At 73.7% G+C, this 23,993-nt stretch carries 23 protein-coding genes and 1 riboswitch; of the genes, 11 read left to right on the forward strand and 12 right to left on the reverse strand.

From position 1 onward, the window contains the following. The first annotated feature begins 3 nt into the window (after nt 1-3). The gene (locus ABD335_RS13895) at nt 4-1,221 is read left to right on the forward strand and encodes a multidrug effflux MFS transporter (protein ID WP_425583642.1); all 1,218 of its coding nucleotides are present in this window, start codon (nt 4-6) and stop codon (nt 1,219-1,221) included. Nucleotides 1,222-1,353: 132 nt separating this feature from the next. On the opposite strand, the gene ABD335_RS13900 is transcribed toward ABD335_RS13895, so the two are convergent. The 5 genes from ABD335_RS13900 to ABD335_RS13920 form a co-directional block, all read right to left on the reverse strand. Then, the gene (locus ABD335_RS13900) at nt 1,354-1,992 is read right to left on the reverse strand and encodes a superoxide dismutase (protein ID WP_344322609.1); all 639 of its coding nucleotides are present in this window, start codon (nt 1,990-1,992) and stop codon (nt 1,354-1,356) included. A 136-nt stretch (nt 1,993-2,128) separates the two neighbouring features. After that, nucleotides 2,129-2,878 carry a hypothetical protein gene (locus ABD335_RS13905; RefSeq protein ID WP_344322610.1) on the reverse strand — a complete coding sequence of 250 codons (750 nt, stop codon included), beginning with the start codon at nt 2,876-2,878 and terminating at the stop codon, nt 2,129-2,131. Further along, entirely contained in the window at nt 2,875-3,699 is an 825-nt protein-coding gene (locus tag ABD335_RS13910) for an ABC transporter ATP-binding protein (RefSeq protein ID WP_344322612.1), read from the reverse strand. Before ABD335_RS13910 ends, ABD335_RS13905 begins: the two co-directional genes overlap by 4 nt. After that, complete coding sequence (locus ABD335_RS13915; protein ID WP_344323035.1) at nt 3,696-4,736, reverse strand: FecCD family ABC transporter permease; 1,041 nt, start codon at nt 4,734-4,736, stop codon at nt 3,696-3,698. The genes ABD335_RS13910 and ABD335_RS13915 overlap by 4 nt, the downstream gene beginning before the upstream one ends. 5 nt (nt 4,737-4,741) lie before the next feature. Next, nucleotides 4,742-5,725, reverse strand: a complete 984-nt coding sequence (locus ABD335_RS13920; RefSeq protein WP_344322613.1) for an ABC transporter substrate-binding protein — start codon at nt 5,723-5,725, stop codon at nt 4,742-4,744. Nucleotides 5,726-5,782: 57 nt separating this feature from the next. Next, nucleotides 5,783-5,860, reverse strand: a riboswitch (cobalamin riboswitch). A 113-nt stretch (nt 5,861-5,973) separates the two neighbouring features. Between ABD335_RS13920 and ABD335_RS13925 the strand changes: the two genes are divergently transcribed. Next, a complete protein-coding gene (locus ABD335_RS13925; RefSeq protein ID WP_344322614.1) occupies nt 5,974-6,669 on the forward strand; it encodes a class I SAM-dependent methyltransferase in 696 nt (231 codons plus the stop codon). A gap of 495 nt (nt 6,670-7,164) precedes the next feature. On the opposite strand, the gene ABD335_RS13930 is transcribed toward ABD335_RS13925, so the two are convergent. Next, nucleotides 7,165-7,533 carry an ATP-binding protein gene (locus ABD335_RS13930; protein ID WP_344322615.1) on the reverse strand — a complete coding sequence of 123 codons (369 nt, stop codon included), beginning with the start codon at nt 7,531-7,533 and terminating at the stop codon, nt 7,165-7,167. A gap of 281 nt (nt 7,534-7,814) precedes the next feature. On the opposite strand from ABD335_RS13930, the gene ABD335_RS13935 reads away from it, so the two are divergent. From ABD335_RS13935 to ABD335_RS13950, 4 genes are all read left to right on the forward strand, one after another. Next, complete coding sequence (locus tag ABD335_RS13935) at nt 7,815-8,519, forward strand: hypothetical protein (protein ID WP_344322616.1); 705 nt, start codon at nt 7,815-7,817, stop codon at nt 8,517-8,519. A 167-nt stretch (nt 8,520-8,686) separates the two neighbouring features. Beyond that, nucleotides 8,687-10,327, forward strand: a complete 1,641-nt coding sequence (locus ABD335_RS13940; RefSeq protein WP_344322617.1) for a helix-turn-helix domain-containing protein — start codon at nt 8,687-8,689, stop codon at nt 10,325-10,327. A 277-nt stretch (nt 10,328-10,604) separates the two neighbouring features. After that, nucleotides 10,605-11,933 (forward strand): type III PLP-dependent enzyme domain-containing protein, encoded by a 1,329-nt coding sequence (locus tag ABD335_RS13945; protein ID WP_344322618.1) that lies wholly within the window; start codon nt 10,605-10,607, stop codon nt 11,931-11,933. Nucleotides 11,934-12,027: 94 nt separating this feature from the next. Next, a complete protein-coding gene (locus ABD335_RS13950) occupies nt 12,028-12,267 on the forward strand; it encodes a hypothetical protein (RefSeq protein WP_344322620.1) in 240 nt (79 codons plus the stop codon). A gap of 237 nt (nt 12,268-12,504) precedes the next feature. Here the strand turns inward: ABD335_RS13950 and ABD335_RS13955 are convergent, their stop codons facing one another. Further along, entirely contained in the window at nt 12,505-13,692 is a 1,188-nt protein-coding gene (locus ABD335_RS13955) for a GH25 family lysozyme (protein WP_344322621.1), read from the reverse strand. Nucleotides 13,693-14,334: 642 nt separating this feature from the next. Between ABD335_RS13955 and ABD335_RS13960 the strand changes: the two genes are divergently transcribed. Continuing rightward, nucleotides 14,335-15,405, forward strand: coding sequence for a small ribosomal subunit Rsm22 family protein (locus ABD335_RS13960; RefSeq protein WP_344322622.1), 1,071 nt, complete (start codon nt 14,335-14,337; stop codon nt 15,403-15,405). Between the two features lie 24 nt (nt 15,406-15,429). Here the strand turns inward: ABD335_RS13960 and ddaH are convergent, their stop codons facing one another. After that, nucleotides 15,430-16,362 carry a dimethylargininase gene (gene ddaH / locus ABD335_RS13965; protein ID WP_344322623.1) on the reverse strand — a complete coding sequence of 311 codons (933 nt, stop codon included), beginning with the start codon at nt 16,360-16,362 and terminating at the stop codon, nt 15,430-15,432. A 182-nt stretch (nt 16,363-16,544) separates the two neighbouring features. Between ddaH and ABD335_RS13970 the strand changes: the two genes are divergently transcribed. Continuing rightward, on the forward strand, nt 16,545-17,282 hold the full coding sequence (locus ABD335_RS13970) for a bifunctional DNA primase/polymerase (protein ID WP_344322624.1): 738 nt from the start codon (nt 16,545-16,547) through the stop codon (nt 17,280-17,282). A 115-nt stretch (nt 17,283-17,397) separates the two neighbouring features. Here ABD335_RS13970 and ABD335_RS13975 read toward each other — a convergent pair whose 3' ends face one another. The 3 genes from ABD335_RS13975 to map form a co-directional block, all read right to left on the reverse strand. Further along, on the reverse strand, nt 17,398-18,384 hold the full coding sequence (locus tag ABD335_RS13975; RefSeq protein ID WP_344322625.1) for an SCO2278 family lipoprotein: 987 nt from the start codon (nt 18,382-18,384) through the stop codon (nt 17,398-17,400). 227 nt (nt 18,385-18,611) lie between these two features. Beyond that, nucleotides 18,612-20,264, reverse strand: coding sequence for a cellulase family glycosylhydrolase (locus ABD335_RS13980; RefSeq protein ID WP_344322626.1), 1,653 nt, complete (start codon nt 20,262-20,264; stop codon nt 18,612-18,614). A gap of 359 nt (nt 20,265-20,623) precedes the next feature. Further along, the gene (gene map / locus ABD335_RS13985; RefSeq protein ID WP_344322627.1) at nt 20,624-21,481 is read right to left on the reverse strand and encodes a type I methionyl aminopeptidase; all 858 of its coding nucleotides are present in this window, start codon (nt 21,479-21,481) and stop codon (nt 20,624-20,626) included. Between the two features lie 52 nt (nt 21,482-21,533). On the opposite strand from map, the gene ABD335_RS13990 reads away from it, so the two are divergent. The 3 genes from ABD335_RS13990 (at nt 21,534) to ABD335_RS14000 (ending at nt 23,180) form a co-directional block, all read left to right on the forward strand. Next, a complete protein-coding gene (locus tag ABD335_RS13990) occupies nt 21,534-21,764 on the forward strand; it encodes a hypothetical protein (RefSeq protein ID WP_344322628.1) in 231 nt (76 codons plus the stop codon). Between the two features lie 158 nt (nt 21,765-21,922). Further along, nucleotides 21,923-22,660 carry an NADPH-dependent F420 reductase gene (gene npdG / locus ABD335_RS13995; protein WP_344322629.1) on the forward strand — a complete coding sequence of 246 codons (738 nt, stop codon included), beginning with the start codon at nt 21,923-21,925 and terminating at the stop codon, nt 22,658-22,660. Between the two features lie 280 nt (nt 22,661-22,940). Continuing rightward, entirely contained in the window at nt 22,941-23,180 is a 240-nt protein-coding gene (locus ABD335_RS14000) for a hypothetical protein (protein WP_344322630.1), read from the forward strand. Here the strand turns inward: ABD335_RS14000 and ABD335_RS14005 are convergent. Continuing rightward, nucleotides 23,164-23,961: a site-2 protease family protein gene (locus ABD335_RS14005; RefSeq protein ID WP_344322631.1), complete on the reverse strand. Its 798-nt coding sequence runs from the start codon at nt 23,959-23,961 to the stop codon at nt 23,164-23,166. The two genes, ABD335_RS14000 and ABD335_RS14005, sit on opposite strands and share 17 nt — an antisense overlap. Nucleotides 23,962-23,993: the final 32 nt, after the last annotated feature.

Genomic DNA, 23,993 nt, shown 5'->3' on the forward strand with positions numbered 1-23,993 from the left:
GCGGTGCGGCCCACCGGCCGCACCCGCGCCGGTCTGCTGATCACCCTCATCCTCGGCAGCCTGACCGCGCTGCCCGCGCTGTCGATGGACATGTACCTCCCGGCGCTGCCCGACATCGGCACCGCGTACGGCAGCCCGGCCGCCGAGGTGCAGCTCACCCTCACCGCCTGCCTGTTGGGCCTGGCCGTCGGACAGATCGTGGCCGGTCCGATGAGCGACCAGTTCGGCCGCCGTCGCCCGCTGCTGATCGGCATGGCGGGGTACGTCCTGGCCAGCGTCGCCTGCGCGCTGGCCCCCGGCGTCCACACCCTGACCGCCTTCCGTCTCGCCCAGGGCCTGGCCGGGGCGGCGGCCATCGTGATAGCCCGCGCGGTCGTCCGCGACATGTTCGACGGGCTGGCCATGGCCCGGTTCTTCTCCACCCTGATGCTGATCTCCGGCGTCGCCCCGATCCTGGCGCCCGTGCTCGGCGGTCAGGTGCTGCGGTTCACCGACTGGCGCGGCGTCTTCCTCGTCCTGGCGGGCTTCGGCCTGGTCGTCGCCCTGGTCACCGCGCGGAGCCTGCCGGAGACCCTGGAGCCCGAGCGGCGGCACGGCGGCGGCGTCCCCGACGCGCTGCGCACCATGCGCGGACTCTTCGCCGACCGGATGTTCACCGGCTACCTGCTGGTGGGCGGCTTCGCCTTCGCGGCGCTGTTCGCGTACGTGTCCGCCTCGTCGTTCGTCGTCCAGGAGATCTACGGCGCCTCGCCGCAGACGTTCAGCCTGCTGTTCATGGTCAACTCCATCGGGCTGGTGGCCATGGGGCAGGTCAACGGCAAGCTCCTGGTCGGGCGGGTGTCCCTGGACCGGGTCATCGCCGTCGGCCTCGGCCTGATCCTGCTGTCGGCCGTCGCGCTGCTGCTGATGACCTCCGGCGTGTTCGGGCGGGTCGGGCTGGTTCCCGTCTCGGCCGGGCTGTTCGTGCTGATGTCGGCGATGGCCCTGGTGCTGCCCAACGCCAACTCCCAGGGGCTGATGCGCGCCTCGCACGCCGCCGGATCGGCCTCCGCGCTGCTGGGCTCCTCCCAGTTCCTCGTCGGCTCCCTCGCCCCTCCGCTGGTGGGCATCGCGGGCGAGGACACGGCCGTCCCCATGGCGGTGACGCAGGTGGGCGCCGTCCTCGTCGCGATCGTGAGCTTCGCCCTGCTCTGCCGCACCGGGCGCTCGCGCGCCCGGTAGGAGCCGGCCGGCGCCACGCCGTCGTACGAGCGGCCCCCGCGAGTCACGTCCTCGCGGGGGCCGCTCCCTGTGCGCCCGCGTCGTGACGGGTGAGAAGACGATCACGAGCGGGACATCGGGGGTCCGCCCCGCTCAGGGGGCGAGCAGGAGGCCGGGGTTCCGCTTGGCGGCCTCGTAACGCCGGGCGACGTCCTGCCAGTTCACGACGCGCCACATGGCCTCGATGAAGTCGACCTTCTGGTTCCTGTACTGCAGGTAGAAGGCGTGCTCCCAGGCGTCGAAGACCAGGATCGGGGTCGAGCCCTGGCCGACGTTGCCCTGGTGGTCGTAGACCTGCTCGACGACCAGCCGCCCGCCGACGGGCTCGTAGGCCAGGACGCCCCAGCCCGAACCCTGCGTGGTGGCCGCCGCCCTGGTCATCTGGGCCTTGAACCTCTCGAAGGAGCCGAAGGACTCCGCGATGGCGTCCGCCAGCTCTCCCACCCCGTCCTTCTCCAGCGGCTCGCCGCCGCCGTCGCCGGACATGTTGTGCCAGTAGATCGAGTGGAGGATGTGGCCGGACAGGTGGAAGGCCAGGCTCTTCTCCAGCCCGTTGATCGAGGCCCACGCGTCCTTCTCGCGGGCCTCGGCGAGCTGTTCGAGGGTGTCGTTGGCGCCCTTGACGTACGCGGCGTGGTGCTTGTCGTGGTGCAGCTCGATGATCTCCGGGCTGATCACCGGCTCCAACGCCGCGTAGTCGTAAGGGAGTTCGGGAAGCGTGTAGACCGCCATCGGGGACCTTCCGTGTACCGCCGCGAGCGCGGCTGTTGCCGTGTGTCCGTTGTTGCAAAGAGTATGCAACAACAAGGGGGAAGCGAAAGGTCGGGCGTGGTGATCCGTGCGTGTCCTCGCCCCGCGGGGCGTCCGCTCAGCCGGACTCGGCGTACGCGCGCAGCCGCTGCTCGCGGTCGGTCAGGCAGCAGCTCGCGCAGCGCACCGCCTCGGCGGAGGTGTGGAAGAGGCAGCAGGTCCGACGGAGGTACACCAACCGCTCCCGCCCGTCCGAGGCCCGCCGCACCCGCGCCACCTCGCCCAACGCGGCCAGGCCGCCGGGCGCGTCCGTGACGAACCGCTCCCACCGCCGCTCCAGCAGGTCGGGGTCGGCGTCGGAGGCGCACAGGGCGGTGGCGCAGCCGTGGGCGATGCCGCCGCGCAACTGCCGCAGGCCCGCGCGGGTCCGCCGGTGCAGGGCGTCGGCGACGGGCAGCAGGTGCCCCTCCAGCACGGTGCGGTGCAGCAGCGCCACGGACTCCTCACCGGGGCGGGGCGCCAGGAGCCGCGCCCGGCGCACCCGCACGCCCGCGATGCCGTGGGCGTGCGGCCGCACCAGGACGTTGTCCGCCGTCAGGTCCGGCACCCGGTCGGTCAGGGCCCAGTGCAGGACGGCGGCGGCGGTGACCCGGCCCGCGTAGACCGCCATCACCGTCAGCGCGGCGGCGTGCGCGGTGCGGTGGCCGCTGCCGCGGTACTCGTACTCGATCAGCCTGGCCGGCGCCTCGCCCGCCGGGTCGGCGAGCGAGGACGCCGCGAGCCACCGGTCGGCCTCGTCGGCCGGCGGCTCGCCCACGGCGACGTGCCAACGGGGTCCGTACGGCTCGGGCGTCCACGGCTCGCTCACGACGGCGGCGAGGGGACGGGCGGCGAGACGGACGGGTGGACGGGCAGGTAGACGATGTTGGGCGCGCCCGTGTCCGGATGGACCTCCACGCGGGCCCGCACCCCGTAGACGTCGGCGAGCAACTCCTCGGTCAGCACCTCGGCCGGGGCGCCGGAGGCGGCCACGCGGCCGTCCTTCAGCACGTACAGCCGGTCGCAGCACCAGGCGGCCAGGTTGAGGTCGTGGAGCACCAGCAGATTGGTGGTGCCCAACGACCGCACCAGGGCGAGGACCTCCAACTGGAAGCGGATGTCCAGGTGGTTGGTGGGCTCGTCCAGGGCGAGCAGCCCCGGCTCCTGGACGAGCGCGCGGGCGATCAGCACCCGCTGCCGCTCGCCGCCCGACAGGCCCTCGAAGCGGCGGTCGGCCAGGGCGGCGGACCCGACCCGGCGCAGCGCCTCGGCCACCCGCCGGACGTCACCCGGACCGTCCTGCTCCCAGAACCGCTTGTGCGGCCCGCGCCCCATGGCGACGACCTCCCGCACCGTGAGGCCCGGAACCCCCGAGGCGTCCTGGGGGACGACGGCGATCCGCCGGGCGCGCTCCCTGACCTTCATGGGGGCGGTGTCGGCGCCGTCCACCAGGACCCGGCCCGCGGTGGGGCGCAGCGAACCGTAGACGCACCGCAGGAAGGTCGTCTTGCCGCTCCCGTTGGGGCCGACCAGTCCGACGGTCTCGCCGGGGCGGGCCACGAGGTCGACGCCCGAGAGCAGGGCGCGGCCCTCCACCGCGTAGCCGACGCCCTCGGCGGCGAGCGCGGCCGGCCGCGTCACGCGCGTCATCCGGTGATCCCCTCCGCTCGGGTGGAGCGGCGCAGCAGCCACAGGAAGAAAGGACCGCCCGCCAGCGCGGTGACCACGCCGACCGGTATCTCCTCCGGAGCGGCCACCGTCCGCGCCAACAGGTCCGTCAGCAGCAGGAACACGGCCCCGCCCAGCGCGGCGACCGGCAGCAGCCGGCGGTGCGCCGCGCCGACGGCCATGCGGGCCGCGTGCGGCACCATCAGGCCGACGAAGCCGATCGCGCCGCTGTGCGCCACGAGCACGCCCACCACCAGCGAGGTCAGCACGAACGCCCAGGCCCGGAACCGGCCCGGGTCCAGCCCCATGCCCCGCGCGTCCTCCTCGCCGGCCAGCATCAGGTCGAGGGGGCGGGCGAGGGCCAGCAGCAGCCCGGTGCCGAGCGCCAACGCGACCGCGGGCAGCGCCAGTTCGCTCCAGCGGGCGCCGCCGAGACCGCCGAGCGTCCAGAACAGCACCGCCCTCACGTGCTCGGCCCGCGCGGACAGCACCAGCACCAGGCTGGTGAACGCCGACAGGACGTACTGGACGGCCACCCCGGCCAGCACCAGCCGCCCGGTCGTCATGGCACCGCCGCGCCGCGCCAACGCCCAGACCACCACCAGCGCGCCCAGCGATCCGACGAACGCGGCGACGGGCAGCGCCACGGTGGTGGCCACGCCCGCCCCCACGCCCAGCACGATCACCACGACCGCGCCCGCCGAGGCGCCCGACGAGGCCCCCAGCAGGAACGGATCGGCCAGCGGGTTGCGGACCAGGGCCTGGAGCACCGTGCCCGCGACCGCGAGCCCGGCGCCCACCAGCGCCCCCAGCACCACCCGCGGCGCCCGCACGTCCCACACGATCGAGGCGAATGCCCCGGTCCGCTCCCCGCCGAGGACGATCCGCACCACCTCGCCGGGCGGGATGCGCACCGACCCCAGCGCCAGACTCGCCACCGCCACCGCCGCGAGCAGCACGGCCAGCACGGCGAGCAGGGCGGAGCAGCGGACGGCGGAGGGGACCGGGCGCCCCTTCACCCCCCTCACGCCGCGTCGGGGTGGAGCTGTCCGGCCAGGTCCTCCACGGCGTCGGCCACGCGGACGCCCAGGACGGCCGAGGACAGCGGCAGCACCGCGAACCGTTCGTTCCGGATCGCCGGCACGTTCGCCAGGGCGGGGTCGTCGAGCAGCCGCTTCTTCTTGGCCTCGACGGTGGTGCCGCCGTAGTCGTAGACCACGATCACCTCGGGCGCGCGCTCGATGACCTGCTCCCAGGAGACGTCGCCGAAGTCGTCGTCGAGGTCGGCGAAGACGTTCTCGCCGCCCGCCGCCGAGATGATCTCGTTGCCGATGCCGCCTCCGCCCGCGGTGAAGGCGGAGGCGTCGCCGGAGTCGTAGACGAACACCGACGGCCTCTCCACGCCGTCGAGCCTCTTCTCGACCCGCTCGATCCTCCGCTCCTGCTCGGCGAGGAGCGCCTCGCCGCGCTCGGGCACGCCGAAGACGCGGGCCACCTCGGTGATCTCGGTCCTCAGCTCGTCCGTCCCCACGGGTCCGTCGGCACAGGACTCGACGTTGAGACGGGTGTCGATCCCGGCCTCCTCCAGGGAGGCGCGGTCGCGGCCGGCGGCCTTGTCGAAGGCGCTGGCGTAGCCGCCGTAGACGAAGTCCGGGTTCGCGCCGAGGAGCACCTCCTTCGACGGGTACTCCTTCGCGAGCACCTTCACGTCCTCGTAGTCGTCCCGGTACTCGGGGAGGATCGCGTCGTCGAGGTAGGCGGTGCCGGCCATGCGGTCCCGCAGACCGAGGGCGAGCAGGATCTCGGTGGTGTGCTGGTTCATGGTGACGGCGCGCTCGGGGGGCGCCTCGAAGACCGTCCTCACCCCGCAGTTGGTCACCGTGAGGGGGAAGCCCTCCGCCGGGGTCGCCCGGCCCTTCTCCTCCCCGCCGGCCGAGCCACAGGCGGCGAGCGGGAACAGCAGGGCGGACGTGGTGAGAACGCGCAGGGCGGCGCGGGATCTGGCCATGGCCGTACCTCTCCGGGGGATTTCCTCGTCCCCTGGTCGAAGCGGAAGGCGGCGCGTCAGTGTCTGACTCCCGGCACCCCGCGCGGGGCGCCGGTCACAGTGGCGGGACCGTACCGGACTCGCACCGGTTTCCTGGCCATCGCCGCCTGGTGAGCGTGGCCAGTCTGCCAGACGCCCCGGGACGGCACGACGGGACCGGCGCGACGGCACCGGTGCGAGGGGCGCGGAGGCGGTGGGAGGATGCCCGGATGAGAGCCGAGACCGCCTACCACGGGGAGCTGGGCGAGCGGTTCGCCGCCCACGCCACGGACAGCGTCTACAACGCCCACACCGACCGGCCGGCCATGCTGGAACTGGCCGGCGACGTGACCGGAGCGCGGGTGCTGGACCTCGGGTGCGGGGCGGGCCACTACGCCGCCGAATTCCTGGCACGCGGTGCGTCACGGGTCGTCGGCGTCGACGGCAGCGAGACCCTGCTGCGCGCCGCGCGCGAACGTCTCGGGGAGGACGTCGAACTGCACCGCCACGACCTGGAGGAACCGCCGACGTTCCTGCCGGACGCCTCGTTCGACCTGGTCGTGATGGCCCTCGTCTACCACCACGTCGAGGCGCGCGGGCATCTGCTCGCCGAGGTCCGGCGCGTGCTGCGACCGGGCGGCACCCTGCTCGTCTCCACCACGCACCCCACCGCGGACTGGATGTGGGCGGGCGGCTCGTACTTCTCCGAGGAGCGCGTCGACCTCCCCTTCGGCGAGGGGTTCGCCATCACCTACCGGCGGATGACGCTGGAGACGTTCCTCGGGGAGCTGCTGGACGCCGGCTTCGTGCTGGAGAGGCTCGTCGAGCCGCGGGCCGCGGAGGAGGCCCGGCGGATCGATCCGGGACGGTACGACAGGCTCAACACGAACCCCGTCTTCCTGGCCGTCAGGCTGCGCCGGCCGTGACGGGGCCGCCCCGAGGGCCGGACGGACACGGACGGCCCGAGCGCTCCGCCGCGCCGGTTTCGTCCGCCGTCGACGGGCAACCCGGAGACCGTACGGGACGCGAGGGGCCGTGCGGGCGGAAGAGAGGGAAGACGTCCGGGACGGCCCGCTTCGGTGTGCCGCGGGCGCGGCCCGGCGGATTTCTCCGGCACGGTCGGCGAAATCCGGGAGAATCGGAGAATCACCGGACCGGGGGATTTCATTCCGCACCGGAGAGCGGCGGCGGGAGTGTTCGTATCGCTTTCCCGTGCCGCCGCTCCGGCATTCTCGAGAATGACCGGACCGCGTGCTTCTCGCTCGTTCCCCGCGGTGCGGAGACCCTTCTCCTCACCGGTCTGCAGCGGGGATTCCCGCAGGCTCGCACGGCATGGGAAACGCGGGCGGGAAACGCCTCCGGAATGCGAGGAGCCGGGGCCGGTCGTTTTCCCGCGGGCCCGGTGCGGGCGTTCCGGCGCGTCACGCCCGCACCGGGAAGACGGCGCGGATCGTCTTGCCCCTGCCCGGGTGGAGGGCGACGGTCACCTCGGAGGCCAGCTCGCGCACCAGCAGCCAGCCGAAGCCGCCGGGGACCGCGGGGTTGATCTGCACCGTCCTGGGGCGCCGGACGCTGGCGTCCGAGACCTCCACGGCGACGCCCTCGGACCCCGACTCCACCTGGAATTCCGTCACCCCGCCGGCATGGCGGACCGCGTTGGTCACCAGCTCCGAGACGCCCAGCAGCACGGCGTCCACGTCCGCCGCGTCGGCGCACGGCTTCTCCGCCCGCAGGAACTCGCGCGTGAGTTCCCGGGCCTGCTCTCCGGACTGCGGGGGACGGATCGACAACCGTTTCCGAGGCCGCTCTTTCCCACGCATCGGTCCTCCCGTCTTCCGAACCTCGTCTGTCGTCTGCCCTCCCTCGGTCTGATCGAACACAACCGGATGTGTTTATTCCTTCCCTTTCCGAAAGAACGGGTTCCAGTCGGGAGAACAGGCGAAAACTTGCCGTTCGGGAATGGATGACCGGGGTATCCGCCTCGTCCGAAAGAACCTGACGGACTTTCAGGAGAACGAGAGCGGACCCGGTGGGTCCGCGGAGAGGGAATTCCGTGTACGCCGGGAAGAAGATGGTTCTCGCGACGCTCGTCTGCCTGGGTGCGACGGGCCTGACCGCCTGTGGAGACGACGCGGACGACCCCTTCGAGGGGAAGAGCGCCGACACGATCGCGGAGGAGGCGATGAAGGCCACCCGGGACGCCTCCTCGGTGCGGATGAAGGGGACGGCGCGGCCGGAGGGCACCAGCGTCAAGGTCGACTTCCACGTGGACGAACAGGGCGACTGCCGCGGCACCCTGTCCGCCCGGGGCGCCAGGGCGGACGTCGTGAAGTCCGGCCGGACGACCTACGTCAGGGGCGACGAGAAGTTCTGGAGCGGCACCTTCGGAAACCACCCCGACGGTCGGAGGATCGCGGAGGAACTGCGGGACCGCTGGGTGAAGTCCGACACCGGTGACACCGGGGTGCGGGGCATGTGCGACAAGCGGGAGTTCCTGGCCGCCCTGGACGGCGACGCGTCCGAACGCGCGGGCATGGAGAAGAGCGGCACCACCGAGGTGGAGGGCAAGGAGGCCCTCGCCCTGAAGAGGGAGCGGCCCGGCGGCGAGAGGCTCACCCTGTACGTCGCCACCGAGGGCGAGCCCTACATCCTCAAGGCCGTCTCCCAGGGCGGCGAGGCGCCGAGCGAGGTCGTCCTCACCGACTACGACGAGAAGGTCCACGCCGAGAAGCCGCCGGCCGACCGGATCGTGGACGCCGAGAGCATCGGCCGGTAGGGCCGGGCACACCGTCCGGTCGGACGGGACGTCGGCCCGGCGTTCCGGCCGAAGGGACGGCCCGGAGCCGGCGGCCGGCCTACGCTACGGGCCCGGAGCGTACGCTGCCGTCCGGAACACGGGGCATGTCCACCGCGAATCCCGACGGCGCCGGGGGAGGGGGAACGATGGGGACGACCGGGCTGTCCGGACGGGAACCCGGCTCGGCGCCGCGGGTCACGCTGGAGGAGCTGCTCTCCGTGGTGGGCACCGGCGCCCTGGGACTGGGCACCGCCCCCAGGGGGCTGGAGGTGACGGTCGACGGGGTGACCGTGCTGGACGCCCGGGACCCCGGGATCGCCCGGGGCGACCTGGTGCTGGCGGTCGGCGTCGACCCGGAGTCGGCCGCCGCCGTCGACGTCGTGCGCCAGGTGGGCGACGCCGGAGCGGCGGCCGTGGTGTTCGGGCCGGGCGACTCGGGGCGGCCGGCCGAGACGCTGCGGACGGCCGCGGAGGAGGCCGGCGTCGCGGTGCTCTTCCGCACCACGTGGTACCGCTGGGCGCGGCTGGTGAGCGTGCTGCTGGCGGGGCTGGCCGCGGCGGGCGTGCGGCCCGACCCCTGGGCGGCGGACGTGGCGCCGGGCGACCTGAACGGGCTGGCCGACGCCGTGGCGGCCCTGGTCGACGGCGCGGTGACGATCGAGGACCTCCAGTCGCGGGTGCTCGCCCACTCCTCCACGGAAGGCGACGTGGACGAACTGCGCCGGCTGACCGTCCTCGGCCGCCGCGTCCCGGAGTGGCGCGTCGCCGCGATGCGGGAGGACGGGTTCTTCCAGGCGCTGTGGAACGCGACCGACGTGCTGTACCGACCGGCGCGGGGGGAGAACCCGGAACGTCTGGTGGCGATGATCCGGGGAGGCGACGAGCGCCTGGGCTCGATCTGGGTGGCGGCCGTGGGCCGGCCCCTCGCGCCGAACGCGGCCGACGTCCTGCGGGCGGCGGCCCGCGTGGCCGCCGCCCACCTGCTCCGCCACCGCACGCGCGGAGGGCACGACCGTCTCGCCGAGGAGGCGGCCCGCGCCCTGCTGGAGGGACGCGGCCCCGCCGACGCGTCGGCCGAGCGGGCCGGGCTGCCGGCGCGGGGGAACTGCGCGGTCCTGGCGGTGCACACCGGCGACCGGGGCGACGGCGACCCCGTACGGCTGCACGGCATGCTGACGCTGCACTGCACGACCTACGGACACCGGGCCGTGGTCGTGCTCCTGGACGGCGGGACGCTGGTGGTGGTGGGCGGCCTGGAACAGGACGGACAGCGGGCCGAGGAGCAGGTGACCCGGCTGGGAACGTCCCTGGCGAAGCAGGTGTCGACCGCGTTCGGCACGGAGGCGCGGATCGGACTGGGGGACGTGGTCGCCGGACCGGCGCGGCTGCCCGAGTCCCGCCGGTCGGCCGAGGCGGCCCTGCGGGCCCTGCTGACGGCGGGGGGAGACCGCACCGTCGCGCGCGTGGCGGAGGTGGCCGAGGCCGTCGGCATGGCACAGGTCACGGACGCGCTCCAGGAGGTGTCGCTGCCGTCGCAGACCCCCGTGGCCCGGCTGGCGGCGTTCGACGCCGAGCACAAGGGGAGCTTCCTGGTGGAGAGCCTGCGGGCCTATCTCGACCACTTCGGCGACGTGCCCGCCGCCTCCAAGGCGCTGGGCGTGCACTCCAACACCCTGCGGTACCGCATCCGCCGGGTCGTCCAGGAGTCGGGGATCGACCTGGGCGACCCCGACGCCCGCCTGCTCGCCCAGATCCAGTTGCGCCTGCTCGACCGCGGCGACACCTGAGCCCCCGTACCCGGGCACTCGTGCCCGGGCCCCGGCACTCGGGTGCACTCGGGCCCCCGTATCCGGACGCCTGTCCGCCGGCGAGAAGGGGACACCGTCTTTTCGTCGCCGCGCACAACGACGACGGCCCGCCCCCGGAACACCGCACCACCGCACGGACGGTGCCCCGACATCTCGGCCGGCACGACGAAGACGCCTCCCCGCTCCCGCGGGCACCCTGGTGACCAGGCCGGCGGAACCGCCGCGCGCTCCAGGACACCGACCCGGAAGGTGCGTCATGACCGACTTCGCCCACCCCGCCGAACGGCGCGAGCACATCCTGCGCGCGGCCGTGCGCCAGGGGCTGCTGGACCCCGAGCGGGCCGTCCTGGCCGGGTTCGTCGACCTCGACGGCGTCGCCGCGACGGTCGACTCCCTGCACCGGGCGTTCCCCGACTCCCTCCGCGTCCTCCACGCCTTCGCCGCGAAGGCCAACTGCCTGGTGCCGGTGCTGGCGGAGCTGCGGCGCGCCGGCATGGGCTGCGAGGTCGCCACCGCCGGCGAGCTCGCGCGGGCGCTGGAGGCGGGCTTCGCGCCGGACCGGATCGTGTTCGACTCGCCGGCCAAGACCCGCGCGGAACTGGAGTGGGCCCTGGACCTGGGCGTCACGATCAACGCCGACAACTTCGCGGAACTGTCCCGGATCGACGCGATCCTCGCGGACCGCCCCTTCTCCCGCTCGCGGATCGGCGTGCGCGTCAACCCGCAGGTCGGCGGCGGGACGATCGCCGCGATGAGCACCGCCACCCGGCACTCGAAGTTCGGCATCCCCCTGGCGGACGGCGACAACCGGCAACGGCTGCTGCGGGCCTACCGGGAGCGTCCCTGGTTGACGTGGGTGCACACCCACGTCGGCTCGCAGGGCTGCCCGCTGGAGCTGATCGCCCAGGGCATCGCGCAGGCCGTGGAGTTCGCCGACGAGATCAACGACCACCTCGGACGGCGGCAGGTGGTCGGCGTCGACATCGGCGGGGGACTGCCGGTCAACTTCGCCGACGACGAGGTCCGGCCCGGCTTCGACACCTACGTGGACCACCTGCGCGAGTACGCGCCGGACCTGTTCACCGGCCGGTACGAGATCGTCACCGAGTTCGGGCGCTCGGTGTTGGCGAAGAACGGCTTCACGGCCGCCTACGTGGAGTACACCAAGGAGGCCGGCGGCCGGCCGATCGCGATCACCCACGCCGGCGTGCAGGTCGCCACGCGGACCGTGTTCGCCCCCGACGCCTGGCCGCTGCGGGTCGAGGCCCACCACCCCCACGGCGGCGCCAAGAGCGGAGAGCCCGTGCGGCAGGACGTCGCCGGCCCGGCCTGCTTCGCCGGCGACCTGCTGGCGCGCGACCGCGCGCTGCCCCTGCTGGAGCCCGGCGACATCGTCGTCCTCCCGGACACCGGCGCGTACTACTTCTCCACGCCCTTCCACTACAACAGCCTGCCCGAGCCCGCCGTCCACGGCGTCCGCGTCGCCGCCGACGGCCGGGTCGACTTCGAGCCGATCCGGCCCGCGCAGGCGACGCACGTGCCGGTGACCGCCGGCCGGGCCGCGCACGCCTCCGGCGTCCGCTAGACCGCGCGGGCCCGCCTCGTGACGTTTCACCCCGTTCCATCCCGTTCCATCCCGTTCCACGACGTTTTACGACGCACAGGAGGAGTCGACGGCCATGACAGGACGGCGCACCCCGCCGGGGTGTTCGACGGAGGAGGAGGCGGTCCCGCCGGGACGGGACCGCGGGTGGCGCCCGACCGCCGTCGGGCGGCGCTGCCGCCGGGCGGTGCGCGGCGGCGCGCGGTGGGCGGTGCGGCGCCGGAGCGTCGCGGCCGACCAGTTCCTGAGGGGCGCCTGCTACGGCGCGGGCGCCACCGCGGTGAGCCTGCTGACGGTGTGGGCCCAGACCCGCTGAGGGGCGCGCCGACCGGTCGCGCGCCCGGCGCCGTACCGGCCCGGGAGAAGCCCTGGAAGCCCTCGTGGGGATCGCCGGGCGGGTGCTTGCCGGTGGCCGGGGTCGACGCGGTGGACGCGGCGGGGACGTCGAACGGGACCTTCTCGCCCGGCTCGTCGGCCCGCGCCGAAACGGGCCCCGNNNCCCGACGTACGGGGCCGGGGGCGTGAGGGAGGAGCCCCCGCGCACGCGCGGCGGTCAGCTGCCGACCAGGGCCTGCCAGGTCATCGGGCCGACGATGCCGTCGGCGGCGAGGCCCTTGGAGGACTGGAACGACTTCACCGCGGAGAGGGTCGCCGGGCCGAAGCTTCCGTCGACGGTCAGCGAGTGGCCCTTGGAGTTCAGCTCCGTCTGGACGGCCTTCACCGCGTCGCCGGTGTCGCCGGACCGCACGGTGACGATCACCTTCGACCAGGTGGCCGGCCCCGTGATGCCGTCGGCGGTCAGCCCGTTGGCCTGCTGGAAGGCGGTGACCTGCGAGGTCGTGGCCGGTCCGTAGCTGCCGTCCACGGTGGTGGAGTAGCCCCGGGCGTTGAGCAGGTACTGCAGCGCCCTGACGTCCACACCCGTGCTGCCGGACTTCAGCACCGGCCAGGCCGGGAGCTGGGGGTCGCCACCGCCGTCGCCGCCCAGGTTGGCCATGGCGCGCAGCTCGGAGAGCGTGCCGCGGAAGACGTTGAGGTCCACGTTGCCGCTGATGCCGGAGACCGTGCCGGTGTCGCTGTACTGCCAGAACGACCAGGAACGGTTCGCGCCGGGGATGGCGGCCGGCTCGTTGGAGCCGCTCTGGTAACGCGGCTGCCACAGCGGGGTCGTGGAGAAGATGCCGCCGTTGCCGCCCAGGCAGTCGTCCACGAACCACTTGGAGGTGTAGACGATCGGGGTGACCCCGAAGGCGGACTCGACCTTGTCGATGAAGGTGCCGATGTGCGAGGTGGTGGCGTAGGCGGGGCACGCGCCGTTGTGGTGCTCCAGGTCGACGACCGGGGGCAGTTGGCCGGCGGCCTTGCCGGTGTAGCCGGCGCTGCGCAGGGTGGCGATGAAGTGGTCGGCCTGGGCGCTGCCGGTGCCCTCCGCGTAGAAGTGGTAGCCGGAGTTCATCAGCCCCGCCGCGGCGGACGCCTTGAAGTCCTGGACGAAGTAGGGGTCGACCCAGCCGGTGCTCTGGGACGCCTTGTGGAAGACGAACTTCTGGCCCGAGGCGGCGACGCTGTTCCAGTTGATCGCCGAACCGTGGTTCCAGCGGCTGGTGTCGATGCCGTGGACGCTGTAGCTGCTCGGGTAGGCGGCCTGTGCCGGGGCGGTGCCGGCCAGGCCGAGGGCGACGGCGGCCGTCGCCACGACCGCGACGGCTCGTGCGGACAGACCCGCGAGGGTGATGCGCATGGATCTTCCTTCGGTGACGCCCGTCTTTCCCGAGAGGTCCTTCGAGTCGCTTCACGCCGGGAGTCGACGGGACACGGGAAGCGGCGGACCTCCTCCGCCGCCTGACGCAGCGGTGATCATCCCGGAGTCGGAGGGCGTCCGGTAGTACTGCCGGTGAATTTCTCTACGCGCATTGACTCGTCAACCGGTCGAGACGACAAGGGAGTCGGAGGTGACGCCGGGACACGTCCGGGAAGGGGCGCACGGAATGAAGCACCGGAGCGACGGCCTTTCCGTCCTCTTCCCGGTCCGTCTCCTCCCGCGGACCGCCGCGCGACTTCTCCGCCGGGTTCGGCGTGAGGGCGCGGCCGCATCCCGGGGGCGGCTTCCGTGGGGGCACCACGGGGTTCCCTTCGACCGGATGCCGGTCGCGCAGGCGCGGAACGAGGGGATCGAGGGGATCGAGGGGACGGCCCCGACGGCCCCGACGACCAGGGACAAGCGGACCGAGCGATACGGCGTGCGGGTCGTGCCCGTCCGGGGCGGCGCACCCGTACGCCCCACCCACCGTGCCGACCCGCTCGCCGGGGCCCGGAAGACGGCGGGGTCGGAGGCGTCCGGCCTCCGGGCCGGAGCGCGGTCCCGTGGCCCTACACTTTCCGGGTGCCCGCCCCCCTCAGCCCCCTCCACACCGACCTCCGCATCGGCGAAGAGCTGCGCGACGCGCTCGCCGGCCTGCTCGACGGACTGTCGCCGAGACAGGCCGCCGGCGCCGTCGAGCGGCTGATCGCCGGCTACCGGGGGAGCGTCCCCACCGACGCCCCCGTGCTGCGGGACCGGGCGGACGTGGTGGCGTACGCCGCCTACCGGATGCCCGCCACCTTCGAGGCCGTCTCCGCCGCGCTGGGCGCCCTCGCCGAGCGGGCGCCCGACCTGGACCCGGCCGACCACCTCGACGTGGGCGGGGGGACGGGCGCGGCCGTGTGGGCCGCCGCCGCGACCTGGGGCGACGGCGGGGAGCACACCCGGGCGACCACCGTCCTGGACTGGGCCGAGCCCGCCCTCGCCCTCGGCCGCGAGCTGGCCGGGGCGTCCGGCTCGGCCGCGGTGCGCGCCGCCGAGTGGCGGCGCGAGCGGATCGCCCCCGGCGGGACGCTCCCGGCCGCCGATCTGGTCACCGTCTCCTACGTCCTCAACGAGCTGACCGAGGACGCCCGGCGCTCCCTGGTCGACGCCGCCGCCGCGGCCGGACGCGCCGTGGTGGTCGTCGAACCGGGGACGCCGGACGGCTACCTGCGCGTCCGCGAGGCGCGCGAGCGGCTGACCGCCGCCGGGCTGCGCGTCCTCGCCCCCTGTCCGCACGGCGGCACGTGCCCGATCGCGCCCGGCTCGGACTGGTGCCACTTCGCCGCCCGCGTCAGCCGCTCCTCCCTCCACCGGCAGGTGAAGGGGGGCTCGCTGGCGTACGAGGACGAGAAGTTCTCCTACGTGGCGGCCGTCCGCCCCGAGGTGGGCGGCACGGCCGCCGGGGCGCGGATCGTGCGCAGACCGCGGATCCGCAAGGGCCAGGTCCTCCTGGACCTGTGCGCGGGGCCGGACGCGGAGCGCGGCGGCATGCGGAGCGAGACCGTCACCAAGCGCCACGGACCGGCGTACCGCGCCGCGCGGGACGCCGCCTGGGGCGACGAGTGGGGCGGCGAGCGGGACGACGAGGGGTCCGCGCCGTCCCGCTGAGACGCCACCGGGGCGCCGGGCCGGTCAGCTCCGCAGCTCCGCCGTGCAGCACTTCACACTGCCGCCGCCCTTGAGCAGCTCGCCCAGGTCGACGCCGATCGGCTCGTAGCCGCGCTCGCGCAACGGCTCGAACAGCCCCACCGCCGCCTGCGGCAGCAGCACGTGGTGCCCGTCGCTGACCGCGTTGAGGCCGAAGGCGCGGGCGTCCGCCTCCCCGACGACGATCGCGTCGGGGAAGAGCCGGGCCAGCACCGCCCGGCTGCCGGGCGAGAACGCGGCCGGGTGGTACATCACCGCGTCGTCGCGGGAGTCGTCCAGGACGCACAGCGCCGTGTCCAGGTGGTAGAAGCGCGGATCGACCAGGTCCAGGCCGACGACCGGGCGGCCGAAGAACTCCTGCGCCTCGGGGTGGGAGAGCGGGCTGCTGCGGAAGCCGCGGCCCGCCAGCAGCCAGGAGGCGGTGACGGCGAAGTCGCCCTCGCCCTCGTTGATGTGCTCCGGCTCACGGATCTCGGTGAAGCCGTGGGCGCGGTACCACTCCAGGTGCGCCACGGCCTCGCCGGCCCGCTCGGGGTGGGCGAACCGGGCGCCGAGCACCCGGCCGTCGACGACGAGCGCGCCGTTGGCGGCGTACACCATGTCGGGCAGGTCCGGGTCGGGGACGAGCTCCTCGACGGTGTGGCCGAGCGAGCGGTACAGGTCGCGCAGGCGTTCCCACTGGGTGACGGCCAGCGGGAGGTCCACGGGCTTGGCCGGGTCCATCCACGGGTTGATGGAGTAGGTGACCCGGAAGTGTGTCGGTGGACACATCAGATAGCGGCGGGGTGCGGACACGGAGGGCTCCTCACAGGATCGCTGTGTGGCGAGGGATGCGCGCTGTGTGAGCCATGGTCCACCCGGCGGCCCGGAACGGCACCGCCGGAAGCCGGTTTCCCCGCGGAACGGGCCCGGTGTCATCCGGCCGGAGGAGCCCGATCCGGCCAGGCCGGCTCATACGACCACCCCCCGGTTACCCATCGGACGCGGAGAAGGAGCAGGATGGAAACGGTCATCCGAGATCCGTGGATTCCGCCCGGCTCCGGGCGCTCGGTTCCGTACCCTCGGAAAACACACGGTCCCGGTCGCGAGTGAGGCGGTACATGGAACGCGAAAGCAGATTCTCCCGGTGGCTGCGCCGACGCTCCCGGAGCGGCGCGCGCACGATTGCCGCGCAGGAGGCGGCCCGCCTCCGCGAGGATCTGCTGCTGACAGCCGCCGCGGCGGGCTTCCCGCTGGCACCGGCCGCGCACCCCGAGGGGTACGGCTGTTCCTGCGACCGGATCGGCTGTCCCACCCCCGGACGCCACCCGGTCTCCTTCGCCTGGCAGACGCAGGCCACCACCGACCCCGAGCAGATCGCCCGCTGGGCGAGCAACCAGCCCCTGGCGAACTTCGTCACCGCGACCGGCCGCACCCACGACGTACTGGACGTCCCCGTGGGGGCCGGGCGGGCCGCGCTGGAGCGGCTGGAGGCCGAGGGCGTCGAGGTCGGACCGGTGGCGGTGTGCGGCACCGATCCGTGGTCGGGGCGGATGCTGTTCTTCACGGCCACCCGCGGCACGCCCGAGGACGAGGACGAGTGGTGGCCGTGCGAGCTGGACTGCCACCCCGAGACCCTGGACGACCACCCCGGCCTGCGCTGGCACTGCCGCGGCAGCTACGTGCTCGTACCGCCCGCGCGGCTGCCCGGTGACGACACCGGCCCCGCGGTCGGCTGGCTGCGCGCCCCCGAGCGCCCGCTGCCGGACCCGCTGACGCTGCTGGAGGCCCTGACGGACGCGTGCGCGGCGCACGCCGAGGAGCAGCCGGACCACACGGCCCCGTGGCCGGTGCGCTGAACCGTATCCGCACCCGTCCCGCCCGTCCGCGTCCGATCCGGTCGGGGGCCCGTCGCGCGCCGGAGGAGCCGCACCGGGCCGCATGGGGCCGCATGGGGCCTCCGGCGCGCTCGGCTCACTCGCCCTTGGCGCCCGTCAGGCCCTGGAGGCGGTAGAGCATCCTGACCGTGGGGTCGGCGGCGTCGGCGGCGGGCACGGACGCCGCCTGGAGGGAGACCCGGGCGTACGTCACGGACTGCTTGGGCGTCCCCTCCAACAGCGCCTTGACGTAGGGGTCCTTGACCTGCGGCCGGTAGCCCTTGGCCACGGTCTGCTTCGACTGGTGGTGGGTGGTGAAGAAGACCAGCGCCCCGCCGTCCTCGGTGCGCAGCCCCAGCGGGCCGAACCGCGCGTCCTCGGCCGGCAGGTCGGCCCACTCGGTGCGGGCGCCGGGGGAGGTCGCGGTCTTCTTCCGCTCCTCGCGGATGTCGCTGGTCAGCTTCCCGGCGGCGAAGGTGTCGCCGCCCTCCCGCAGGTAGTCGGTGTAGGCGCGGCCCAGGTCCTCGGGGGCGACGGCCAGGCGGGCGGTCTCGTCGGTGGGGACGGCCTCGACGTGGCCCTCGCCGTCCTCGGCGAACTCCGGCACGGCGTTCTCGGCCAGCACCGCCAGGTACGACGCCTTCCACTTCTCCTCGACGCCGTTCCGGGTGAAGACCAGCAGCCACCGCGCCCCTCGGCTGCGGTTGCTGGCGGTGTCGGCGACGAAGAACTTCGGCCAGCCCGCCTGCTTCGGTATCAGGAAGCGGGGGTCGGTCAGCTCCAGCGGCTCGTGGGCGGGGTTGCCCTCGGGGTGGACGGCACGCTTGGCCCGCAGCCCGGCCTGGTCGATGGCGCCCAACGCGCCCGTCTCGATGGTGGCGTTGAGCCGGGCGTCGTGGGCGCGGTTGGCCTTGTTGTTGGTCTCGGTGAACTCCTCCAGGACCTTCGCGGCCTCCGCCTCCGTCGTCGCCGGCACCACGGCCTTCTCGCCGTGCACCGTCAGGCAGCCCGACACTCCCGTCAGTCCCGTGACCACCGCGACCAGCACCGCCACGGTCCTCAGCCCGCGTGCCTTCGTCCGCACTCTCCTCGACCCCTCCCGGACTGGCTTTTCCGGGCCGAACCCTACCGGTGTCCCGCGCGCCCCGGACGCGGGGTCGGGGCGCGGGGACCACCGGCGGGCACGGGTGTGGACCCGGCCCCGCCCCGGGGCCGGCCGGAGGGCGGGACCGGGCGCCTGCCACGCCGCGAACTCCGCGGCCCGCGGCGCGGGTCGAAGGGGCGGTCGAGGGGGCGTTCGCCCGCTCGACCTCAGGAGGCCGAGCAGGTGCCGCCGTTGAGGGTGAAGGCGCTCGGGCTGGTGTTGCCGCCGTTCCAGGTGCCGGTGAAGCCGATGGTCACCGAGCCGCCCGCGGGGATGGTGGAGGTGTACGAGGCGGGCCGGACGGTGACCGCGGCGCCGCTCTGGCTCGGGGTGCCGCCCCACATGGTGGTGATCGTCTGCCCGTCGGCGAACCGCCAGCCGAGCGTCCAGTCGCGGACCGCGGAGGTGCCGGTGTTGCGGACGGTGACCTCGCCCTGGAAGCCGCCCTGCCACTGGCCGACGACCTTGTAGGAGACCGCGCAGGCGGCGGCCGGGTCGCCGCCCTGGCCCGTGGTGACCTGGACGCCGGCCGAGCGCTCGGAGCGGTTGCCCGCGGTGTCCCGCGCGTACACGGCGAAGGTGTAGGAGGTGGCCGGGGTCAGGCCGGTGACGGTGGCCGAGGTGCCCGTGGTGGTCCGGACGACGGTCTCGGTGGTGCCGTTCACGCGCACCACGTCGTACCCGGCGACCCGGACGTTGTCCGAGGAGGCCGCCCAGGACAGGGTGACGCCGGTGGAGGTCACGTTGGAGGCGGTGGGGGCGCCGGGCCGGGTCGGGGCGGTGGTGTCGCCGCCGCTGCCGCCGTAGACGGTGGCCTCCCTGGCGGTCGTGGCGATGCCGTTGGCGCCGTTGACGATGCGCTGTCCCCAACCGGTCAGGGAGTCGGGGTCGAAGCCGTCGACCATGTCGAGGTACTCGACCCCGCCGCCGTTGCCGCTCCAGGACCAGCCCAGGTAGCCCAGGCGCAGCGACTGCGCGGTCGACATGATCGCGTCCTCGTCGGGGTTGCCGTCGGAGTGGTCGTGCCCGAACTCGCCCACCACGATGGGCAGTCCGGCCCCGACGAAGTGGTTCAGGTAGTCCCGGACCTCGGCGGCGGTGTCGTAGACCCCGTACATGTGGATCGAGAAGATCGTGTTGCGCTTGGGGTCCGCGTTGAAGACGGTGGAGGCGTTGGCGCGCATGGTGCCCGACCAGTCCTGGCCCCAGTTGGGGGCGTCGACCATCAGCGCGTGGTCGAAACCGGCGTCGCGCAGCTTCCGGACGGCGGCGGTGGTGTCGGCCGTCCACCGGTCGTAACCGGTGTTGCCGTGCGGCTCGTTGCCGATGTTGACGACGACGTAGTCCTCCTGGCCCTCCAGCGCGCTCTGGACGCCGATCCAGTAGTCGGCCGCGCGGTCCAGGGACACCGCGCCGCTCTGCTCGCCGTACCCGGTGGTGTCGTGCACCTCCAGGACGCAGATGAGGCGGTTGGCCTTGCACTCGGAGACGACGTTCGCCACGTCCGAGGCGTCGTTGCGGGTCCAGCGGTCGCCGCTGCCGAGGACGACCCGGACGGTGTTGGCCCCCTTGGCCTTGATGTGGGAGAGGGAGTCCAGCTCGTGCGCGTACCAGGCGTGGGCGTGGTTGACGCCCCGCATCACGAAGTCGTTCCCGTTCCCCTCCAGCAGGCGTCCGTCGCTGACGTGGAGGCCGGTGGCGGCGGCGGTGTCGGTGGTGTCCTCGGCGGCGTGGGCGGGCTGGCCGAGGCCGAACAGCGACAGCGCGAGGCCGAGGAGGGCGCCCCCGGCCGTGGTCGTGCGGGCGGTGCGTGATCTCATCTGTCACTCCAGAACGGTGGGTCTGACAACGATGTCGGACTCTGCTGTGGCGGTGGAACGGCGACGCTGACCTTGGGAGCGCTCCCAATGAACATCCGTTCCTGATGCCGCGTCAAGGGGTGCGACAGAGATCGATTCCGGCCCTCGCACGGCCGCCCGGAGCCGGCGCGGCCCCCGGGGAGGGGCTCCGTGACGGACGACGCCACCGCCCGGCCGCTCGCGAACCAGGCGGGCGATCCGGTCGGCGTACGCGGACGTGGCGGGCAGGGGGCACCGCTCCGCGCCCCCCTCGCCGCGCCGTGATTCTCGCTGCTCGGGCACACCCGAGCCGATGTGTTGCCGACGTTCCGTCGGCAAGGTCACGGCAGCGTCAGGATCTCCGCCCCCGATTCGGTCACCACCAGCGTGTGCTCGAACTGGGCCGTCCGCTTGCGGTCCTTGGTGACGACCGTCCAGCCGTCCTCCCACATCTCCCACTCGTGGGTGCCCAGCGTCAGCATCGGCTCGATGGTGAACGTCATGCCGGGCTTCATCACGGTGGTCGCCCGCGGGTCGTCGTAGTGGGGGATGATCAGCCCGGAGTGGAACGAGGTGTTGATGCCGTGCCCGGTGAAGTCGCGCACCACCCCGTACCCGAAGCGCTTGGCGTACGACTCGATGACCCGGCCGATGACGTTGATCTGGCGGCCCGGCTTGACCGCCTTGATCGCGCGGTTCAGCGACTCGCGCGTCCGCTCCACCAGCAGCCGCGACTCCTCGTCCACGTCACCGCACAGGTAGGTGGCGTTGGTGTCGCCGTGCACGCCGTGGATGTAGGCGGTCACGTCCAGGTTCACGATGTCGCCGTCGCGCAGCACGGTCGAGTCGGGGATGCCGTGGCAGATGACCTCGTTGATCGAGGTGCACAGCGACTTGGGGAACTTCCGGTACCCCAGGGTGGAGGGGTACGCGCCGTGGTCGCACAGGTACTCGTGCACCACCGCGTCCAGCTTGTCGGTGGTCACGCCGGGCGCTATGTGCCCGGCGGCCTCCTCCATGGCGCGGGCGGCGATCCCGCCCGCGATCCGCATCTTCTCGACGGTCTCGGCGTCCTGCACCTCCGGCCCGGTGTACGGCGTCGGGGCGTCCTTCCCGACGTACTCCGGACGGGCGATCGAGGCGGGCACCGCGCGCCTCGGGGAGAGGGTGCCGGGAACAAGAAGCGACTGGCCAGACATGTGCGCGAGTCTAACCGCGATAGCCGACGGCACCACGGGGCAGCATGACCCCATGGCACTCTTCAAACGCAGGAAGACCGGCAGGCCCGGCGAGTGGTTCTACTGCCTCGAACACCACACGGTCGAGGAGGGTCCGGAGTGCCCGGCCAAGGACCGCATGGGCCCGTACCCGAGCCGCGCGGACGCCGAACGCGCGATGGACACCGCCCGCGAACGCAACCTCCAGTGGGAGAACGACGCCCGCTGGCGCGACGACGCCTCCGCCCGGGACACCACCGACTGACGGCGCCCCACCGTGCATGGCCCGCATCCTGCCCAGCCGGACGGCGGCCGGGCGGCGCTCCGCCCCGACGTCCTCCGTACGGGTGGCCCGCCGTGGCGCGGGAGCGTTTGTTACCACCTGGTAGCGCCCGCTCGGCGGTGGGCCGGCAGGATGCGGGCATGACTTCGAACGACGCATCCGCACAGAACGCCGGCGCCGCCCAGGAGGCGCCGAAGAAGGCCCCCGCGAAGGACCCTTGGGAGCTGCCGGACGTCTCCGGCTTGGTGGTCGGCGTCCTCGGCGGCACCGGTGACCAGGGACGCGGCCTGGCGTACCGGCTGGCCCGCGCCGGACAGAAGGTGATCATCGGGTCGCGGGCCGCCGATCGGGCGCGGGCCGCCGCCGAGGAACTGGGCCACGGAGTGGAGGGCGCGGACAACGCCGAGTGCGCGCGCCGCAGCGACGTGGTGATCGTCGCGGTTCCGTGGGAGGGCCACGCCGCGACGCTGGAGGACCTGCGGGAGGAGCTGGCGGGCAAGCTCGTCGTGGACTGCGTCAACCCGCTCGGCTTCGACAAGAAGGGCGCCTACGCCCTGAAGCCCGAGGAGGGGAGCGCGGCCGAGCAGGCCGCCGCGCTGCTGCCCGACTCGCGGGTGACCGCCGCCTTCCACCACCTGTCGGCCGTCCTGCTCCGGGACCCGGAGATCGAGGAGATCGAGACCGACGTGATGGTGCTGGGGGAGGTGCGGGCCGACTGCGAGATCGTGCAGGCGCTCGCGAACCGCATCCCGGGCATGCGCGGCGTCTTCGCGGGGCGGCTGCGCAACGCGCACCAGGTGGAGTCGCTGGTCGCCAACCTGATCTCGGTGAACCGCCGCTACAAGGCGCACGCGGGGATCAGGCTCACGGACATCTGACGTTCGCGGCCCCGAAGCGCCGGGCGGGGCCGGTCCGGACGGCGTGGTCGACGGGCCGGAACCCGTGCCGTTCCGCGGGCCCGCCCACCGGCCCGCGTCCCCCCTCCGGTCCTCGGCAGGGGGGACGCGGGCGTCCGGACCACCCGCCCTCCCCGCCCCCTCCCGCCGTCGCCCGTGTCCGGCACCGCGCGGGGCGCCCCCGCCCGGAGACGGGGCGGGCGGGGGATGAGGGACAATGGGCGTGTCGTACCGCTGTCCGCACCGTATGGAGCCCGCCCTCATGGCCCCCTCGCCCCAGTCCGGCTCGTCCCGGCGACTGTCCGTCTTCGCCCTGGTCGTCTGCGGCCTCGCCGTCGTCGCGGCGGTGGTGGCCTTCGCGAAGGAGGCCTGGCTGATGGGGGTCGTCTGGGTCCTGATGGCGGGGGTGTCGTCCAACATCGCCTGGTACCACGTGCGCCGCGGCCGGCTGGAGCGGGCCGTGGCGGAGGCGAACGCCGCCCGCGTCAGCGAGGAAGGGTGACGTTCCCGGGCTCGCCCTCCCAGAACCGGAAGTACTCCAGCCCGTAGGCGGTCTCCTGCCAGGAGACCCCCAGGATCTCCATGAGGGAGTCGACGCCCTCCCAGAAGACGGTGTTGACCTCCGGGATCCACAGGCAGGCGAAGACCGCGATCAGCCCGAAGGGCGCGACGGGCTCCACCCGGCGACGGATCGCGGAGGAGAGCCACGGCTCCAGGACGCCGTAGCCGTCCAGGCCGGGCACCGGCAGGAAGTTCAGGATCGCGGCCGTGACCTGGAGCATCGCCAGGAAGGCCAGCGCGCAGCGGAAGGCGACCGGCGCGTCGTCCACCGCGCCCAGCCAGAACGGCGCGGTCAGGGCCACGGCCAGGGCCGCGTTGACCAGGGGGCCCGAAGCCGAGATCAGGCTGTGCCGCAGCCGGCCCCGGACGCGGTGGCGTTCGATGAACACCGCGCCGCCGGGCAGCCCGATCCCGCCCATGATCACGAAGAGCACGGGCAGGACGACGCTCAGCAGCGCGTGGGTGTACTTCAGGGGGTTGAGGGTGAGGTAGCCCTTGGCCCCGACGGACGTGTCGCCGCCGTGCAGCGCGGTGCGCGCGTGCGCGTACTCGTGCAGGCACAGCGAGACGACCCACGCCGAGACGACGAAGAGGAACACCGCGAAACCGGTGCTCGCCGCGGAGTCCGTCCACACCCCCCAGGCCGCCACGCCCGTCACGGCGAGGAGGCCCGGGAACACGGGGCTGATCCGTCTGTCGGTACGGGGGCTGGACGTGCTCATGGGCCCCGACCGTACCCGGCGTGGTCGGCGGG

It is taken from the genome of Streptomyces macrosporus (genome assembly GCF_039533145.1).
GTDB classification, from domain to species: domain Bacteria; phylum Actinomycetota; class Actinomycetes; order Streptomycetales; family Streptomycetaceae; genus Streptomyces; species Streptomyces macrosporus.